The following is a 17,339-nucleotide window of genomic DNA, read 5'->3' on the forward strand; positions in this document are numbered from 1 at the left end:
CAGGGAACCCCCTACCATGAAAACGCCCCATGTTTCACACCAACGGCCCGAGGACGAAAATCTTGGGATCGGCGCGAATATGGCTTATGGCCTGCAACATGTTCTGACCATGTATGGCGGTATTGTCGCGGTGCCATTGATCATCGGCCAGGCGGCCGGGCTCTCGCCGGCGGACATCGGTTTGTTGATTGCTGCTTCATTGTTTGCGGGGGGGCTGGCAACGTTGCTGCAAACCCTGGGTTTACCGTTTTTTGGTTGTCAATTGCCGCTGGTACAGGGCGTGTCCTTCTCCGGCGTCGCGACCATGGTGGCGATTGTCAGCAGTGGCGGGGAGGGCGGGTTTCAGTCGGTGTTGGGTGCGGTGATAGCGGCGTCCCTGATCGGGTTGCTGATAACCCCGGTGTTCTCGCGTATCACCAGGTTCTTCCCGCCGCTGGTGACCGGGATCGTGATTACCACCATCGGCCTGACGCTGATGCCGGTAGCCGCGCGCTGGGCTATGGGCGGCAACAGCCACGCGCCGGAATTCGGCAGCATGGCGAACATCGGTCTGGCGGCGGTGACATTGGTGCTGGTGCTGCTGCTGAGCAAAATCGGCAGTGCGACCATCTCCCGCCTGTCGATTCTGCTGGCCATGGTCATCGGTACGGTGATCGCGGTGTTCCTCGGCATGGCGGATTTCTCGTCTGTAACCCAGGGCCCGATGTTCGGCTTCCCGACGCCGTTCCATTTCGGCATGCCGACCTTTCACTTCGCTGCGATCCTGTCGATGTGCATCGTGGTGATGGTGACGCTGGTGGAAACTTCGGCGGATATTCTGGCCGTCGGTGAGATCATCGGCACCAAGGTCGATTCCAGGCGCCTGGGCAACGGTCTGCGTGCCGACATGCTGTCGAGCATGTTCGCGCCGATCTTCGGATCCTTCACCCAGAGCGCTTTCGCCCAGAACGTCGGCCTGGTGGCGGTCACCGGCATCAAGAGCCGCTACGTGGTGGCCACTGGCGGTCTGTTCCTGGTGATCCTCGGCCTGCTGCCGTTCATGGGCCGGGTTATCGCCGCCGTGCCGACCTCGGTACTGGGTGGCGCCGGCATCGTGCTGTTCGGCACCGTCGCGGCCAGCGGCATTCGGACCTTGTCCAAGGTCGACTACCGCAACAACGTCAATCTGATCATTGTCGCCACCTCCATCGGCTTCGGCATGATCCCGATCGCGGCGCCGAACTTCTACGATCACTTCCCAAGCTGGTTCGCGACCATTTTCCATTCGGGCATCAGCTCGTCAGCGATCATGGCTATCGTGCTGAACCTGACCTTCAACCATCTCACCGCCGGTAACTCTGACCAGCAATCGGTGTTTGCGGCCGGTACCGAGCGGGTGCTGCGTTATCAGGATCTGGCGGCGTTGCGCGAAGGGGACTACTTCAGCGACGGTAAACTGCACGATTGCGACGGCAAGGAGATTCCGGTGCTGGAATCGGAACACGGCGTGGCAGAACCACGGGCGGTGCACGCGAAAAGCAGTGAGCATGTCTAAAGGCTGGTAGATCAAAAGATCGCAGCCTGCGGCAGCTCCTACATGGAGCTGCCGCAGGCTGCGATCTTTTGACTTTATGAAAAACTACAAAAAAGCCCCTGATCCTTTCGATACCCCATGAACAGGGCCGCAGCATGTGTGATCGCTCGGAAAAGTCGTTCAAAACGGTCGATTTGTGACTATAAAACTAATCGGTCACAAGTTGTCAGTCTTCGATAGGGTGAGTAAGCTGTGCTCATGAATCAGCCATCAAAATCTTCATCTTCGCCCAGCCCCCGTGGCCCAGCCGATCACGACATTCGAGACCAGATTGTCGCGGCGGCCAATGAACATTTCAGTCAGTACGGCTACGGCAAAACCACGGTTTCCGACCTGGCAAAGGCCATCGGGTTTTCAAAGGCCTACATCTACAAATTTTTTGATTCCAAGCAGGCGATCGGTGAAGCCATCTGCGCAAATTGTCTGGCAGAAATCGTCGCGGCTGTGGAGCAGGCAATCAATGTAGAAGACCTGTCGCCGACGGAGCGCTTTCGACGCTTGGTCAAAACTGTGATCGCCACAGGTGTGAATCTGTTCTTCAACGACCGAAAACTGTATGACATTGCAGCGTTCGCGGCGTCGGAAAGCTGGCCCAGTTCGCAGGTTTATGACGCACAGATCAAACACTTCGTGTTGCAAATCGTGCGGGAAGGGCGAGAAATTGGCGAATTTGAACGCAAGACTCCACTGGACGAGACAGTAGAAGCGATACATCTCGCGCTGCGGCCATTCGTCAATCCTTTGCTGCTGCAGTACAACCTCGATTTCGTCGAGGAAGCGCCCACGCTCACCTCCAACCTCATCTTGCGTAGCCTCATGCCTTGACCCTCGGCTAAAGGTTTACGGCATACCCGGGTAAGCACCAGATCATCAAAACGGCTTTTCGCTTTGCCCTTCTTCTCATCCGTCGAAGGGCATTTTATTTATCTGCCTTGTGACTATTGACTGAATTGGTCACATGAATAAGTATGGGGATGCGTCGCTTCTACTGTTTCATCTCAGTGATACCCATAGAGTTCAAACAATGAAAACAATATTGCTCAAGAGCCCATTGGGCCTTGCTGTCGTGCTCGCATCCTCAAACGTTTTTGCAAGCGGCTTCGCTCTCAATGAACAAAGCATCAGTGGGATGGGATCGGGGTTTGCCGGTCGCGCCTCCTCCGCTGAAGATGCGAGCACGGTCTTCGGTAATCCCGCGGGAATGTCTCGCTTGAAAAGAGAGCAGGTCAGCGTGGGGGCGGCGACTCTTTTCGCCAAGTCCGACATAAGCCAAACCCGCAGTACATTCGGAGGCCAGGAAGACGGCGACATGGTTCCAACCACCACGGTACCTATGGGGTACTACGTCAAACCTATCGATGAGCATTGGGCGTTTGGTGTGGGTTTTTATGTACCTTTCGGTCTGATGACTGACTATGGCAGCGGTTTTGCCGGGCGTTACTACGCCAATAAAAGCGAGGTCACGACTTTTACGTTCCAGCCCACCATCAGCTATGCCTTTAACGACAAAGTTTCGATCGGGTTCGGTCCGACCATCAACCGTATCAGCGGTGAGCTGTCCGGTATGGTGCCCAACCCACTCAGTCCTGGTCGCAACGACGGAAAACTCAAAAGCTCTGGCGACGACACGGCCCTCGGTTTCAACGCCGGTATCCTGGTGCAGGCTACAGACCGAACCCGTTTGGGCATGACCTACCATTCCAGGGTCAGTTATCAATTGGATGCCAAGACCAAGGTCACTGACGGCATCTTTAGCGTGTTGGGGGTCAGCGGCCGGAGTTATGACGCTTCGCTGGATGTGGATACACCAGAGTCAGTGGATTTCTCGGTGACTCATCAGCTTGATAACGACTGGACCCTCTACTTGGGGAGCACCTGGACTCGCTGGAGTCGCTTCAAAGAGTTAACCATCGAGAACACAGGTTTACCCCCTGCGTTGAGCGGCGCGCTAGGCACCATTACCGAAGAACAGAATTGGCACGATACATGGGCTCACGCTATTGGTACGGCGTATCAACTGAACAACCAATGGGTACTTCGCGCAGGTTTGTCGGTTGATCAGTCGCCCACCAACAACACCAACCGGGGACCACGCATTCCTACAGGCGACCGGAAGGTTATCAGCTTCGGTGCTGGCTGGACTCCGGCGGACAACGTCACGATCGATGTTGCTTATTCCTACCTGTGGGAGGAGAGCGTGCAGGTCAACGAAACCTCGCCGACCAGAGGTGCATACAGTGCCAAATATAAGAACAGTGCGAGCGGGCTCGGTACTTCTGTCAGTTACCGTTTCTAGTTGAGTACTGTTACACGATAACTGTCCGGTCGGGAGCACGCGTTGCCTCCCGACCTTTAAGAGCACATCTCGAGCCTTTCTGTAGTGCTACGTCACCTTATCAGGTCATCGTGTCGCAACAGGCTGGGCTTCAAGAGGTTGCCAGCCACCACCTAGCGACTTGAATGCCGCAACCGCCGCTCGTGCCGATTCCGTTCGTGCTTGCGCTCGGGCATCAGAAGCCTGCAGCATCGTCTCGTCGGCGTGCAGCACATCGATCAGGCTGGCCGTGCCTTTCTCATAGGCAATGAACGACGATTGGCGAGCCTGCGTCAGAGACGCCTCTCCCCCGGTGAGGATGGTTGCTTGAGCTTCCCGATTCACCAGGGCGGAGAACGCGTTCTCGACATCCTCGGTGGCGCGCAGCACGGACTGACGGTAAGCGGCCAGGGTTTCGGCTTCCTGTCCCTTGGCTTGGTCGATTTGGGCGTTAATACGACCGAAGTCGAAGAGTCTCCAGCGTAGACCCAATACGCCCGCCGACTGGCTGGCGCCGCTGGTGAAAAGGTTGCCTGCGGATACAGCCGTGGCACTGCCCAGCAATGCGCTAAGGGAGAATTTCGGGTAGTACTCGGCAATCGCCTCCCCGATGCGTGCGTTTGAGGCGGCGAGACGGCGCTCAGCCACAATGAGATCTGGTCTGCGGCGCAGCAAATCGGCCGGCGTTCCCATCGCCTTCAACTGCGGTGCTACAGGAATGCTCCCCGCACTTGCCAGTTGCGTGCGGTGAGTGCCGGGTGGCGTGCCGAGCATCACATCCAGCGCATTCATGGCAGCATCCAGACCGGTCTGCAGGACCGGCACTGTCGCTTGGCCCTGCGATAGCTCCCCCTCGGTCTGACGAACCTGGTAGTTGGCGGCGAGCCCCTTGCTGTAGAGCAATTGGACTTTCTCTAGTAGCGCCTGCTGCGTTTTGACTTGCCGATTCGCAATGTCCAGCCGGGCCTGCAGTCCGCGGATAGTGATGTAGATATCAGCGGTCTGCGCGGCGATGGCCAGTCGTGTGGCAGCGGCGCCCGCCTGGGAAGCCTGGTACTCGGCCAGAGCAGCCTCGCGTCCGCGGCGCAATCCGCCAAAGACATCTGCCTCCCAGCTGGCATTGAGGTTGGCCTCGTAGGAACTTGCGTACCGATCATTGCCAGGCGTTGAGTTCAACACCTGGCCGAGCGGCGTCTCGATTGACTGGTAGGAGCGCGCGGCCTGTCCGCTGATGTTCCCTGAGGGGAGTAAAGCGGCATTTGCAGCACCTAGTCCGGCCCGCGCCTGCGTGACTCGCGCCGACGCCTGCGCCAGGTCCAGATTCTGCTCAAGCGCCTTGGAGATGAATTCGGTTAGCACTGGATCGCCAAAGCCTTCCCACCAGGCTGCAAGGTTGGTCGGCGTCGCTCCACGCCGCTGTTCGACAGAAGGCTGACCCAGGTAACGATCCGAAAGCGGAGCCTCTGGACGATGGTAGTCCGGACCGACCGCGCAACCTGCCAATAAGCCGGCGCTGACCAAAAGAGCAATGGGACGGAGGGGCGGCATTGAGATTCCTTCGATAGAGGATGTTTGTGACCATATTACTTAATAGTCACACTCTGTCAATTGAGGCGATTTGAGCAAATTTTTGGTTTTCCTCGTTGATAACGGTGGTTTCTGTGTTGAGCTTGAGACACTGGATGTTTCATGGTTTGTGACCATTGACACTTATAGTCACCTGGCTGAGAATATGACGCTCGTCCTATTTTTAAGTAAGGGAACCTATGCGCCGGCTTCGACCTTTCCCTATTGCCGCTTGCTTGTTGCCTCTCGTCCTGACGGCGTGCGGTGATTCATCCACCGTTGAAGATCCACGCACGCATGCCCCTTTGGTGAGGTCCACTGCTGTTCAGGCTTCGTCCGACGTCTCGCGTTCTTTCACGGGTGTCGTGGCTGCCCGCGTCCAGGGCGACCTTGGCTTTCGGGTATCAGGCAAGGTACTTGAGCGTCTGGTTGATACCGGTCAGACCGTTAAACGTGGTCAGCCACTCATGCGCCTCGACCCAATCGACCTGGGGTTGCAGGCGCGAGCACAGCAAGAGTCGGTCATAGCGGCTCGGGCCCGAGCCAGGCAGACAGCCGATGACGAGGCGCGATACCGCAGTCTGGTTGCCGCAGGCGCTATTTCTGCATCGGCCTATGACCAGATCAAAGCCGCAGCCGATACCGCAAAGGCGCAACTCAGCGCTGCAGACGCGCAGGCTGACGTTGCCCGTAATGCTTCTGGTTATGCGGTGCTGTTTGCGGATTCCGACGGCGTTGTGGTGGAGACGCTCGCCGAGCCAGGACAAGTTGTCAGCCCGGGACAGCCCGTGGTTCGACTGGCGCGGGCAGGGCAGCGCGAAGCGATCGTGCACCTGCCCGAGACGTTGCGCCCCGCAGCAGGATCCACCGCGCAGGCGACGCTTTATGGCAATGCCACGGATGCTGTTACAGCGAAGCTGAGGCTGCTTTCTGACTCGGCCGACCGAATGACACGTACCTTCGAGGCGCGGTATGTGCTTGACGGCGCGCTGGCCAATGCACCGATAGGTTCGACCGTCACGCTTCGGATCGCTGAGGGCACCACGCAAGGGCAGGGGCTGCAAGTACCGATCGCAGCCGTTTATGACCCAGGCCAAGGCACTGGCGTGTGGGTCATCGCCGGTACACCGGCGAAGGTGGCCTGGCGACCTGTACAAGTCCTGGGCTTGAGCGACGACACAGTGCGAGTCGCGGGCGACCTTAAAGTCGGCGAGCAGATCGTAGCGTTAGGCGCACATCTGTTGCGCGAAGGTGAAGAGGTGAGATTGCCTCAACAGGATGGCGTCAAAGTTGCCGGGGGTCGTCCATGAGCGAGGGGCGCTTCAATCTTTCCGCGATCGCCGTTCGTGAGCGCTCTATCACGGTGTTTCTGATCTTCCTGATTGCCGTTGCGGGCATCTTGTCGTTCTTTCAGCTGGGGCGTGCGGAAGATCCTCCGTTTACGGTCAAGCAGTTGACGGTCATTACCGCGTGGCCGGGCGCCACGGCACAGGAGATGCAGGATCAGGTAGCAGAGCCACTTGAAAAACGCCTGCAAGAACTGAAATGGTACGACCGCACGGAAACCTACACCCGTCCTGGCCTTGCTTTCACGATGGTGTCACTGCTCGATAGTACGCCGCCCTCGCAAGTGCAGGAGGAGTTCTATCAGGCGYGTAAAAAACTCGACGACGAGGCCAGGAAGCTGCCGGCGGGTGTCATCGGGCCAATGGTCAACGACGAGTTTTCGGACGTGACATTTGCGCTTTTCGCCCTGAAAGCCAAAGGCGAGCCGCAGCGACTGTTGGTGCGTGATGCAGAGTCGTTGCGCCAACAACTGTTGCATGTGCCGGGCGTGAAGAAGGTCAACATCATTGGGGAGCAGCCCGAACGTATCTTTGTTTCCTTTTCGCATGATCGGTTGGCCACCTTGGGTGTATCTCCTCAGGACATCTTTGCCGCGCTGAATAATCAAAACGTGCTCACGCCCGCCGGTTCGATCGAAACCAATGGGCCACAGGTCTTCCTCCGGCTGGATGGCGCCCTCGATAAGGTGCAAAAGATTCGTGACACACCCATTGCGGTTCAGGGGCGCACGCTCAAACTCGCCGACGTGGCGACGATCGAACGTGGGTATGAAGATCCGGCAACCTTTCTCGTGCGCAATAACGGTGAAGAAGCCTTGTTGCTGGGGATCGTGATGCGTGAGGGCTGGAATGGTCTTGACCTCGGCAAGGCGTTGGACGCAGAGACGGTCAAGATAAATGAAGGCATGCCTTTGGGCATGACGCTCTCCAAGGTCACCGATCAATCTGTAAATATCGATTCGGCCGTCGGCGAGTTCATGGTCAAATTCTTCGTCGCGCTGCTTGTGGTGATGCTTGTCTGCTTTCTCAGCATGGGCTGGCGTGTAGGCGTTGTGGTCGCTGCGGCTGTGCCGTTGACGTTGGCCGTGGTGTTTGTGGTGATGGCGGCCACTGGAAAGAACTTTGACCGTATTACCCTCGGCTCGTTGATTCTGGCGCTCGGACTGCTGGTGGACGACGCCATCATTGCTATCGAAATGATGGTGGTGAAGATGGAAGAGGGCTACGACCGGATCAAAGCTTCCGCGTACGCCTGGAGTCATACGGCCGCGCCGATGCTTTCCGGTACGCTAGTGACGGCTATCGGCTTTATGCCCAACGGCTTCGCGCAATCGACAGCCGGCGAGTACACCAGCAACATGTTCTGGATCGTGGGCATTGCCCTGATTGCCTCCTGGGTGGTTGCGGTCGCTTTTACCCCATACCTGGGGGTGAAGATGTTGCCGAACATCAAGAAAGTCGAGGGTGGTCACGCGGCCATCTACAACACCCCTAACTACAACCGCTTCCGCCAGGTTTTGACGCGAGTCATCGCTCGCAAATGGCTGGTGGCCGGCACTGTCATCGCTTCGTTTGTCGTGGCGATCCTCGGCATGAGCCTGGTCAAGAAGCAGTTTTTCCCGACCTCGGACCGTCCCGAGGTATTGATTGAAGTGCAAATGCCTTATGGAGCCTCCATTGAGCAGACCAGCGCGACCACCGCCAAGATAGAGACCTGGCTGCAAAAGCAGGCTGAGGCAAAGATCGTCACGGCCTATATCGGGCAAGGCGCGCCGCGCTTCTATCTGGCAATGGCGCCGGAACTCCCTGATCCGTCGTTCGCGAAGATTGTGGTGCTGACGGACAGCCAGGAGGCGCGCGAGACCCTCAAGTTCCGTATCCGCGAAGCGGCGGCCGAGGGACTTGCCCCAGAAGCGCGTGTCAGGGTGACTCAGCTTGTGTTCGGGCCGTACTCGCCATTCCCTGTTGCCTACCGGGTGATGGGACCTGATCCGTCAACGTTGCGCGAGATTGCGGGCCAGGTACAGGACGTGTTGCAGTCGAGCCCGATGATGAGAACCGTCAACACCGATTGGGGGCCGCTGACGCCGACGCTGCATTTTGCTCTGGATCAGGATCGCCTGGAGGCGGTAGGGTTGACGTCAAACTCAGTCGCGCAGCAACTGCAGTTCCTGCTGGCCGGAGTACCGATCACCGCAGTTCGTGAGGACATTCGTTCGGTGCAGGTGGTTGGTCGCGCAGCGGGTGATATCCGGCTCGATCCCGCCAAGATAGAAGGCTTTACGTTGGTAGGTACGGCGGGTCAGCGGATTCCGTTGTCTCAGGTGGGAGCGGTCGATGTGCGTATGGAAGATCCGGTCCTGCGGCGTCGTGACCGCACACCGACCATCACCGTGCGTGGTGACATTGCCGAAGGCTTGCAGCCACCGGACGTCTCGAGCGTGATCATGAAGGAGCTACAGCCGGTCATCGACAAGCTGCCTGGCGGATACCGGATTGAGCAGGCGGGTGCCATCGAGGAGTCGGGCAAGGCCGGTAAAGCGATGTTGCCGTTATTCCCGATCATGATTGCCATGACGCTGCTGGTCATCATTGTGCAGGTCCGTTCGATCTCGGCGATGATCATGGTGTTCCTCACCTCGCCACTGGGGTTGATTGGTGTGGTGCCGACACTGCTTATCTTCCAGCAGCCGTTTGGTATCAACGCTCTGGTCGGTCTAATCGCCCTTTCGGGCATTTTGATGCGCAATACGCTGATTCTGATTGGGCAAATCCATCACAACGCGCAAGAAGGGCTGGACCCGTTTCACGCAGTGGTCGAAGCCACGGTACAACGTGCCCGCCCGGTACTGCTGACAGCGCTGGCGGCAATCCTGGCATTCATTCCGCTGACACACTCCGTCTTCTGGGGGACGCTGGCCTACACGCTGATCGGAGGCACGTTCGTCGGAACCATCATGACGCTGGTGTTCCTGCCAGCGATGTACGCCATCTGGTTCAAGATCCGTCCTGACAATTCGGGTCAAACTGAAACAGCGAATAAGCTGGCAAGCCTGGTGGAGAGAACGCCACCCCGTCCTCTCGTCGATCACCTGACCACAAAGCTTTAGCCGTAGGCCATAGCGTGCTGCTTTTAGCCCAGGCTGTTGAAGAAGTCCGAGCGGGCAAGCTCACCCTGCATGAGTTCTACTGCAAAAGGGGATGCGTTCGAGCGTCGAGCTTTTTCCGCGGTCAGAGGAACACCGCCATGAATGGACGCACGATGTTGCCGCAGAGCATGAATGAAGAAACCATGAACAATTACCACGAATGTGAAACGCTGCTCATCCATATGCCTATTCAAGCGTTACCGCGTGGCATTCATCGTAGGCACGTGACAGCGCCTGAAACGTGTTTGTCCCGGAGCGTTGCGCAGAAAAGGGCACGGTGCCCTGCAGCTCGGCCAGCCATTCGCTGTCCTATTTCTTGCTCAGCGCATTGGCCAGACGCAGCATGGCCGCTTCGATTTCATAGGCGGTCAAGGACGAATAGCCCAATAGCCAACCTTGTTTCTTCTCCTGGCCGGCGTACAGCCGGCTGAGGCCGGGCAGTTGCACGCCCGCGCTGGCAGCTTGGCGGATGGTCTTTTCCTCCGACCAGCCATCGGCCAGCAGGCAGGGAATCTGCAGCCCGCCTTGGGGGCGTAAGGCCGTGGCGATGCCGTCCAGGTGCTTGCCGATGGCATCGAGCATGGTTGCACGGCGTCCGGCGTAGAGTTTGCGCATGGCCCGGACGTGGGAGTTGTAGTGGCCGTCTTCCATGAAGCGCGCCAGGGTCAGTTGAAGGATCTGTGGCGTGTGGCCGTCCATGATGCTGCGCGCGTAGGTGAAGGCTTTGACCAGTTCGAAAGGCAGCACCATGTAGCCCATCCGCAACCCCGGATAGAGCGTCTTGCTGAAGGTACCGAGGTAGATCGTGCGCTGGTATTTGTCCAGGCCCTGCACGCACGCGGTCGGCAGCCCGTCGTAGTGGAACTCGCTGTCGTAGTCGTCCTCGATGATCCACTTGCCATGCTCGGTCGCCCAGCTGATCAGCTCGAGTCGGCGTTCCAGCGGTAAGGTCGCCCCGGTGGGATATTGATGAGAAGGCGTGACATAAACGCAATTGGCGCCGCTGCGGTCTGCCTGCAGCAGGTCCGTGCGTATGCCCAGTGCATCGACGTCAATGGGCACGACCTTGGTCTCAGCCGTTTCAAAGGCCTTCTTGGCGCCGTAGTAGCCCGGGTTTTCCAGCAGGATCGGTTTGCCGGCGTCCACTAGCAACTGGGCACACAGGAACAGGGCTTGGCGAGTACTGCTCAACACCAGGATCTGGTCGGGGGAGCATTTGGCCCCGCGTTCGAGGTTCAAGTAAGTGGCGATCGCCTTGCGCAGAGGCTCGGCGCCTTGCGGGTCGCCATGCAGCAGGACATTGCCCCGATAGTCCTTCATGACCTGGCGCTGCAGGCGTTCCCAGACATCGGTGGGGAAGGTGCGGGTTTCCGGCAGACCTGTGGCAAAGGCCTTGATCACCTGTTGATCGGTAACTCCACCACTGTCGAAAATCATCCGGCCGCGCCGGCTCAAGCCCGATCCTGGCGCCGCCTCGCTGCGTTTGGTGTCTTGCAATTTCATGCGCCGGCGCGCAGCCCCGCGCAATTCGGTGCCAACCGTCTCGGATACATAGCTGCCCGAGCCCTCGCGCCGCACGATGAAGCCATCACGGTGCAATTGCACATAGGCGTTCTCGACCGTGTCGCGGGCAACGCCGAGCGTCTTGGCCAGGGCCCGGGTCGCCGGCAGCTTCAGGCCAGAGTCAAGGGCACCATCGAGGATCAGTGCACGCAGGGCTCGCTGAATCCGCTGGTGCAGATCCAGCAGCTGAAACTCGGCATCGTTGAGTCGCATCTTCAGCGTTTCGAGCTCGAAGGTTTTCGCCATGCGGTCTGCCCTATATGAATAAATTGGCCTGCAAAGGCAGGCCAGTCTATCCGTAGACTCTGTCCGTCGCTATTGCCTTTGTGCTCGGCGATCTATCGCTTGGTGGGCAACTTTGAAAAGGGCGGGATTAAGGTATGGCAAGGTCACACAACTTCAGCGCAGGGCCAACCGCGCTGCCGCTTGAAGTGCTTCGGCAAGCGCACGAAGAGTTTTTCGACTTCGCTGGTACCGGCATGTCAGTGATGGAAATCAGCCATCGCTCAGAGGTGTTCATGGAACTTGCCTATCAGGCCGAACAGGACCTGCGGGCGATTCTGCAGGTGCCCAGCCAGTACAAGGTGCTGTTCGTACAGGGCGGCGCCTCGTTGCAGTTTGCCCAAGTGCCGATGAACCTGTTGGGCGACAAAGGGACTGCGGACTATTTGCATACCGGGCTCTGGTCGGGCAAGGCCATCCAGGCTGCTCAGCGCTATTGCGACGTTCGTATCGCCGCCAGCAGCAAGGCTTCTGGCTTTGATCGCATCCCCGCCGTGACGGACTGGAACCTCAACCCGAACGCCGCCTACCTGCACTACACGGAGAACGAAACGGTGCATGGTGTGCAATTCGCCGGCGCGCCATGCGTGTCGGTTCCTCTGGTCTGCGACGCCTGCTCAAGCCTGCTCTCCAAACCCATGGATGTGGCCAAACACGGCCTTATCTATGCCGCCGCGCAAAAGAACATGGGGTCGGCGGGCCTTACCATCGTGATCATTGACGCCGCGCTACTCGATGCCGCACTGGAGGTCACCCCCGACATTCTCAATTACGCGCACATCGCCAACGCGGAATCGATGCTCAATACGCCGGCAACCTTCCCCTGGTACCTCACCGGTTTGACACTCAAGTGGATTCAACGCTGCGGTGGTATCGAGAAGATCCACCAGACCAACCAGGCCAAGGCCGAACTGCTGTATCGCACGATTGACGACAGCGACGGGTTCTATCGCAACAGTGTGCAAGCGCCGTTTCGCTCGATCAACAACGTGCCGTTCGTGCTCGCCGATACCGCAGTTGAAAAGGACTTCTTGCGCCTGGCCGATCAGTCCGGATTCAAAGGCCTCAAGGGCCATGCCTCGGTTGGTGGCGTCAGGGCCAGCATCTATAACGCGGTCACGCGGCTTGCGGTCGAGGCATTGACCGATTTCATGAAGGACTTCGCCCGCGTGCATGGCTAGGCAAGGACCGCCGCAGGTCCGACAAGTGGTCTGGTTTTATGCGCAAAAGTGTGTGGGTAAAACAGGCCATTTCAGCGCTATAAATCACTTTCCAGTCGAGGCCAAGCACCTCGCTTTGCAAGGAGCAAAGTAAAACCATGCCTTCTTCAGCATCCAGGTCACCTGTTCGCCCCAGCGATCTCATCCCTCCGATTGTCGCCGGTCTGATCTCGGTCCTTGTCAACTATGGCGGCACCTTCATTCTGGTCTTCCAGGCAGCCAAGGTAGCCGGGCTGAGCCCTGAGTTGACGGCTTCGTGGGTGTGGTCCGTGTCGATTGGCGTGGGCGTTACCGGGCTGTTCCTCAGCTGGGTTTCCCGCGCACCGATCATCACCGCCTGGTCGACACCTGCGGCGGCATTCCTGGTCGTCGCCCTGGCCACCACACCCTATGCCGAGGCGGTGGGCGCCTACATGATCTCGGCCGCTGCCTTCGTGCTGCTGGGCTTGTCCGGCTATTTCGAAAAAGTCATCCGACTGATCCCGCCGGGTGTGGCCGCAGGGTTGCTGGCCGGTATCCTGCTGCAGTTCGGCGTCGGTGCTTTTGGCGGCATGAGCCTTGACCCGATGCTGGTCGGGTTGCTGATTGTTGCCTACATCGTGCTCAAACGCTTTACCGCACGCTACGCGGTGGTGGGCATTCTGGCACTGGGGCTGGCCTTCCTGCTGATTCAGGGACGTGTCGATTTGTCGGGGCTGGAGCTGCAACTCGCGGCACCAGTGTTCACCCTGCCTGAGTTCTCGCTCAATGCCTTGCTCAGTGTCGCGCTGCCGCTGTTTCTGATCACCCTGACCGGTCAGTACATGCCTGGCATGCTGGTGCTGCGCAACGATGGGTTCAGCACCAGTGCCAATCCGATCGTGACCATCACCGGGCTAGGTTCCTTGCTCATGGCGCCCTTTGGTTCCCACGCGTTCAACATCGCGGCGATTACAGCAGCCATCTGCACCGGCAAGGAAGCCCACGAAGAGCCCTCCAAGCGCTGGATCGCCGGCATTGCTGCGGGCGTCTTCTACATCCTCGTCGGGGTCTTCGGCGTGACCCTTGCTGCGCTGTTCATGGCCTTTCCGGCAGCCTTCATCACTACTCTGGCCGGGCTCGCCCTGCTGGGCACTATCGGCGGCAGCCTGGCCAGTGCCATGGCCGATGCCAAATCCCGCGAAGCCTCGCTGATTACCTTCCTGGCAGCCGCCGCCAACATCACGTTGTTCGGGATCGGCGGGGCGTTCTGGGGGCTGCTGATTGGTCTGGCGGCGTACGCCGTACTCAACGGCCGTTTGCCGCGTCGCGAGCCGGTCGTCAATCCTGCTGCCGAGCCTGTCACCCGTAAAGGAGCCGCCAACTGATGCAAGCCCGTATTGAAGAGGTCGCCGCTGTCGACACCCTGACCCTGCACGAGTGCCACGGCCGTGACCACCCGCGGGTTCGGAGTGCCTGAGTGCGAGCAACTGGCAGGCTGGCTCTGTGACGTGCTGGACGCACTGGAGTCCGGCGGCAGCGAGCAGGTTGCACATCATGTGCGCGAACAGGTGGTGGCGCTGTGCCGTCGTCATCCTGTATATCGGTAAACCCCATGTCCATTGTGGATGCCGGCCGTCGCCTCGTATTTTGAGCAGAAAAGGGGACTCCCATTCGCCGGTCCCAAGTCGAGGCTAAAAAGCCTACTCGCCCTGCAATTCTGACTGCAGGGTTGCTCCCCAAACTCAATCTGCCCTTTGCGGCCATTGGGTTGGACTAGAAGGTAAAGTCCGTCGCCGTCGAAAAGCTTGTAGGCGCGGTCTGTGGGCTTGGCCGCACGACAGAACGCCAAAACGAAAAAACCCGCCAGAAGGCGGGTTTTTCGGGGGTTTCAGAGATTTTGAAAGCCTTCTCTGGAACCTTGTCTGGCTCCACGACCTGGACTCGAACCAGGGACCCAGTGATTAACAGTCACTTGCTCTACCAACTGAGCTATCGCGGAATGGCGCGTATCTTACTGATTCAAAAAGGGAAGTCAAGCATCGAATGACAATTGGAGCGAATCATCGGGACGGGCGGTGGTTTAGCGGCGATTGGCGGTTACCAGGATCGCCCCAGAGGTCTACCATGGCCGCCCGGAAGTGGTGACACGCGCTGCCGGCCATTCGCCGAAAAGGTACGCGCCATGAATCATTTGACCCTCACACCTCGACACCACGGGGTGCACCCATGAGCATCTCTCAGATCAGCCTGCCCAAAGGTGTCGGCCCCCACGCCGAAAAGTTGTTCGACGCCATCACTCAGGCCGGCACCGCTGAAGCATTGAACCGCGCTGGCGGCAAGGCCGAAGGTTTTGTCCTGGGGCTGGAAAGCACTAAAACGATCAAGAGCCAGGTCGCGGAATCGCTGTATGTCGCCTACGACGACGCTGCCAGCCAGCGTGCGACCGAACTGGCTTAACCGCCGAAGGTAATCGTGCCAAGCATCAGTTTGGCGTAGAGCGCCGTGGCCCCCATTTGCACCAGCCACAGGGCCAAGCCGCCGAGAAACACACCGGCGGCCACTTGCATCACCAGGTTGTTGCCGCGCTTTGTCGGGGGGCGGGGGATGAAGTGATCCAGGTCATCCAGGTCATCGCGGTCGGCGCGAAGGTCATCGTTTTTCATGTGGGTTCTCGAAACATCTGGGTGAAGACAACCTGTAGGAGCTGGCTTGCCAGCGAAGAGGCCATAACGGTCAACATTGATGTTGGTGGATCGACCGCCATCGCCGGCAAGCCGGCTCCTACAGGGTAGATGTGTGCAGTTTAGAGGGGTGGGACAAGGCTTTGAGATTTATCTGCGACAAATAAAAAACGGGAAGCCCCATGGCTTCCCGTTTTTCGTGTCACGACGCGATTCAGATCACCTGAACGATGGCATCCGTAACGGCCTTGATGTTGCTCTGGTTCAGCGCGGCCACGCAGATGCGGCCGGTGTCCAGGGCGTAGATGCCGAACTCGTTGCGCAAGCGGTGAACCTGCTCAACGCTCAAGCCGGAGTACGAGAACATGCCGCACTGACGACCGACGAAGCTGAAATCGCGCTGAGGCGCTTTTTGTGCCAGCAGATCGACCATCTGGGTGCGCATGCCACGAATGCGCAGGCGCATCTCGGCCAGTTCGGCTTCCCACTGGGCGCGCAGTTCCGGGCTGTTCAGCACCGCAGCGACGACGCTGGCACCGTGGGTCGGTGGGTTGGAGTAGTTGGTGCGGATCACGCGTTTGACTTGCGACAGCACGCGCGCGCTTTCTTCTTTCGATTCGCTGACGATCGACAGGGCACCCACGCGCTCACCGTACAGCGAGAACGACTTGGAGAACGAGCTGGAGGCGAAGAAGGTCAGGCCCGACTCGGCGAACAGACGCACGGCAGCGGCGTCTTCGTCGATGCCATCGCCGAAACCTTGATACGCCATGTCGAGGAATGGCACGTGGCCTTTGGCTTTAACGACTTCCAGGACGTTTTTCCAGTCGGCCGGGCTCAGGTCCACGCCAGTCGGGTTGTGGCAGCAGGCGTGCAGCACAATGATCGAGCCGTTTGGCAGCGCGTTCAGGTCTTCCAGCATGCCGGTACGATTCACATCGTGGGTCGCGGCGTCGTAGTAGCGGTAGTTCTGCACCGGGAAACCGGCGGTTTCGAACAGCGCGCGGTGGTTTTCCCAGCTCGGGTCGCTGATGGCCACAACGGCGTTCGGCAGCAGTTGCTTGAGGAAGTCGGCACCGATTTTCAGAGCGCCAGTACCGCCGACGGCCTGGGTGGTGATGACGCGGCCAGCGGCGATCAGCGGCGAGTCATTGCCGAACAGCAATTTCTGCACGGCCTGGTCGTAGGCAGCGATGCCGTCGATTGGCAGGTAGCCACGGGAAACGTGTTGAGCGGCGCGAATGGTTTCGGCTTCGACAACGGCGCGCAGGAGTGGAATTCGCCCCTCCTCGTTGCAGTAAACACCGACCCCCAGGTTGACCTTGTTGGTACGGGTATCGGCGTTGAATGCTTCGTTGAGGCCCAGGATTGGATCGCGTGGTGCCATTTCGACAGCGGAGAACAGGCTCATTATTGCGGCGGCTCTGAATGGAGAGTGGAGGGACGTGTCGCGCTCCAGCCGAATGCACTAGAGCGGTGCACAAACGGGGAGCTAGTATAGAGGCCATCGACGAGTGCTGGCGACAGGCGATTCAGCTTTTCGGGTAAGTTTTTCCGATTATTTTTCGACCGTTAGTCGATTGGTCGTGTCGGAGACTTTACCGGATGTAGGACGTTTGCCTTGAAAGCGCTGGCAATCGGCTCCACATTGAGCACAATCCAGTTTTTTTCTCGGGCGACATCG

Annotated in this window: 14 protein-coding genes, 1 tRNA gene and 2 pseudogenes; 10 read left to right on the forward strand and 7 right to left on the reverse strand. The window is 58.8% G+C overall.

All coding sequences use genetic code 11. From position 1 onward, the window contains the following. Positions 1-16: 16 nt before the first annotated feature. The 3 genes from AC1DWG_RS04115 (at position 17) to AC1DWG_RS04125 (ending at position 3,869) form a co-directional block, all read left to right on the forward strand. Positions 17-1,534, forward strand: a complete 1,518-nt coding sequence (locus tag AC1DWG_RS04115; RefSeq protein WP_477754066.1) for a nucleobase:cation symporter-2 family protein — start codon at positions 17-19, stop codon at positions 1,532-1,534. Between the two features lie 237 nt (positions 1,535-1,771). Continuing rightward, positions 1,772-2,398, forward strand: coding sequence for a TetR/AcrR family transcriptional regulator (locus tag AC1DWG_RS04120; protein WP_477754065.1), 627 nt, complete (start codon positions 1,772-1,774; stop codon positions 2,396-2,398). Positions 2,399-2,597: 199 nt separating this feature from the next. Beyond that, a complete protein-coding gene (locus tag AC1DWG_RS04125; RefSeq protein WP_477763492.1) occupies positions 2,598-3,869 on the forward strand; it encodes an OmpP1/FadL family transporter in 1,272 nt (423 codons plus the stop codon). Positions 3,870-3,974: 105 nt separating this feature from the next. Here AC1DWG_RS04125 and AC1DWG_RS04130 read toward each other — a convergent pair whose 3' ends face one another. Then, the gene (locus tag AC1DWG_RS04130; protein ID WP_477787289.1) at positions 3,975-5,435 is read right to left on the reverse strand and encodes an efflux transporter outer membrane subunit; all 1,461 of its coding nucleotides are present in this window, start codon (positions 5,433-5,435) and stop codon (positions 3,975-3,977) included. A 70-nt stretch (positions 5,436-5,505) separates the two neighbouring features. Between AC1DWG_RS04130 and AC1DWG_RS04135 the strand changes: the two genes are divergently transcribed. Genes AC1DWG_RS04135 through AC1DWG_RS04145 form a run of 3 tightly spaced genes read left to right on the forward strand, consistent with a single transcriptional unit; the run spans position 5,506 to position 9,909 of the window. Continuing rightward, complete coding sequence (locus AC1DWG_RS04135; RefSeq protein ID WP_477754083.1) at positions 5,506-5,721, forward strand: hypothetical protein; 216 nt, start codon at positions 5,506-5,508, stop codon at positions 5,719-5,721. Next, complete coding sequence (locus AC1DWG_RS04140; RefSeq protein WP_477763494.1) at positions 5,654-6,763, forward strand: efflux RND transporter periplasmic adaptor subunit; 1,110 nt, start codon at positions 5,654-5,656, stop codon at positions 6,761-6,763. The genes AC1DWG_RS04135 and AC1DWG_RS04140 overlap by 68 nt, the downstream gene beginning before the upstream one ends. After that, complete coding sequence (locus AC1DWG_RS04145) at positions 6,760-9,909, forward strand: efflux RND transporter permease subunit (RefSeq protein ID WP_477787290.1); 3,150 nt, start codon at positions 6,760-6,762, stop codon at positions 9,907-9,909. The genes AC1DWG_RS04140 and AC1DWG_RS04145 overlap by 4 nt, the downstream gene beginning before the upstream one ends. 23 nt (positions 9,910-9,932) lie before the next feature. Here AC1DWG_RS04145 and AC1DWG_RS04150 read toward each other — a convergent pair whose 3' ends face one another. Together AC1DWG_RS04150 and pdxR are read right to left on the reverse strand one after the other, a co-directional pair. Beyond that, positions 9,933-10,130 (reverse strand): hypothetical protein, encoded by a 198-nt coding sequence (locus AC1DWG_RS04150; protein ID WP_477763496.1) that lies wholly within the window; start codon positions 10,128-10,130, stop codon positions 9,933-9,935. A 127-nt stretch (positions 10,131-10,257) separates the two neighbouring features. Continuing rightward, complete coding sequence (pdxR, locus tag AC1DWG_RS04155) at positions 10,258-11,757, reverse strand: MocR-like pyridoxine biosynthesis transcription factor PdxR (RefSeq protein WP_477763497.1); 1,500 nt, start codon at positions 11,755-11,757, stop codon at positions 10,258-10,260. Between the two features lie 134 nt (positions 11,758-11,891). On the opposite strand from pdxR, the gene serC reads away from it, so the two are divergent. The 3 genes and pseudogenes from serC to glyA all read left to right on the forward strand — a co-directional run. After that, positions 11,892-12,974, forward strand: a complete 1,083-nt coding sequence (gene serC, locus AC1DWG_RS04160) for a 3-phosphoserine/phosphohydroxythreonine transaminase (protein ID WP_477763498.1) — start codon at positions 11,892-11,894, stop codon at positions 12,972-12,974. Between the two features lie 137 nt (positions 12,975-13,111). Continuing rightward, complete coding sequence (locus tag AC1DWG_RS04165) at positions 13,112-14,359, forward strand: benzoate/H(+) symporter BenE family transporter (RefSeq protein WP_477763499.1); 1,248 nt, start codon at positions 13,112-13,114, stop codon at positions 14,357-14,359. Positions 14,360-14,419: 60 nt separating this feature from the next. Next, positions 14,420-14,581: pseudogene (gene glyA, locus AC1DWG_RS04170) on the forward strand (serine hydroxymethyltransferase); the annotation flags it as partial. A 143-nt stretch (positions 14,582-14,724) separates the two neighbouring features. Here glyA and AC1DWG_RS04175 read toward each other — a convergent pair. Both AC1DWG_RS04175 and AC1DWG_RS04180 read right to left on the reverse strand, forming a co-directional pair. Beyond that, positions 14,725-14,841 (reverse strand): annotated as a pseudogene (locus AC1DWG_RS04175) (Arm DNA-binding domain-containing protein); the annotation flags it as partial. Between the two features lie 56 nt (positions 14,842-14,897). After that, positions 14,898-14,973 (reverse strand) — tRNA-Asn (locus AC1DWG_RS04180). Positions 14,974-15,200: 227 nt separating this feature from the next. Here AC1DWG_RS04180 and AC1DWG_RS04185 point away from each other — a divergent pair. Further along, positions 15,201-15,431 (forward strand): hypothetical protein, encoded by a 231-nt coding sequence (locus AC1DWG_RS04185; protein WP_477787291.1) that lies wholly within the window; start codon positions 15,201-15,203, stop codon positions 15,429-15,431. On the opposite strand, the gene AC1DWG_RS04190 is transcribed toward AC1DWG_RS04185, so the two are convergent. Both AC1DWG_RS04190 and AC1DWG_RS04195 read right to left on the reverse strand, forming a co-directional pair. Further along, on the reverse strand, positions 15,428-15,637 hold the full coding sequence (locus AC1DWG_RS04190; protein ID WP_477754977.1) for a hypothetical protein: 210 nt from the start codon (positions 15,635-15,637) through the stop codon (positions 15,428-15,430). The genes AC1DWG_RS04185 and AC1DWG_RS04190 overlap by 4 nt on opposite strands. 232 nt (positions 15,638-15,869) lie before the next feature. After that, a complete protein-coding gene (locus AC1DWG_RS04195; protein ID WP_477763500.1) occupies positions 15,870-17,066 on the reverse strand; it encodes an amino acid aminotransferase in 1,197 nt (398 codons plus the stop codon). Positions 17,067-17,339: the final 273 nt, after the last annotated feature.

Source organism: Pseudomonas sp. P4_B3, assembly GCF_056402295.1.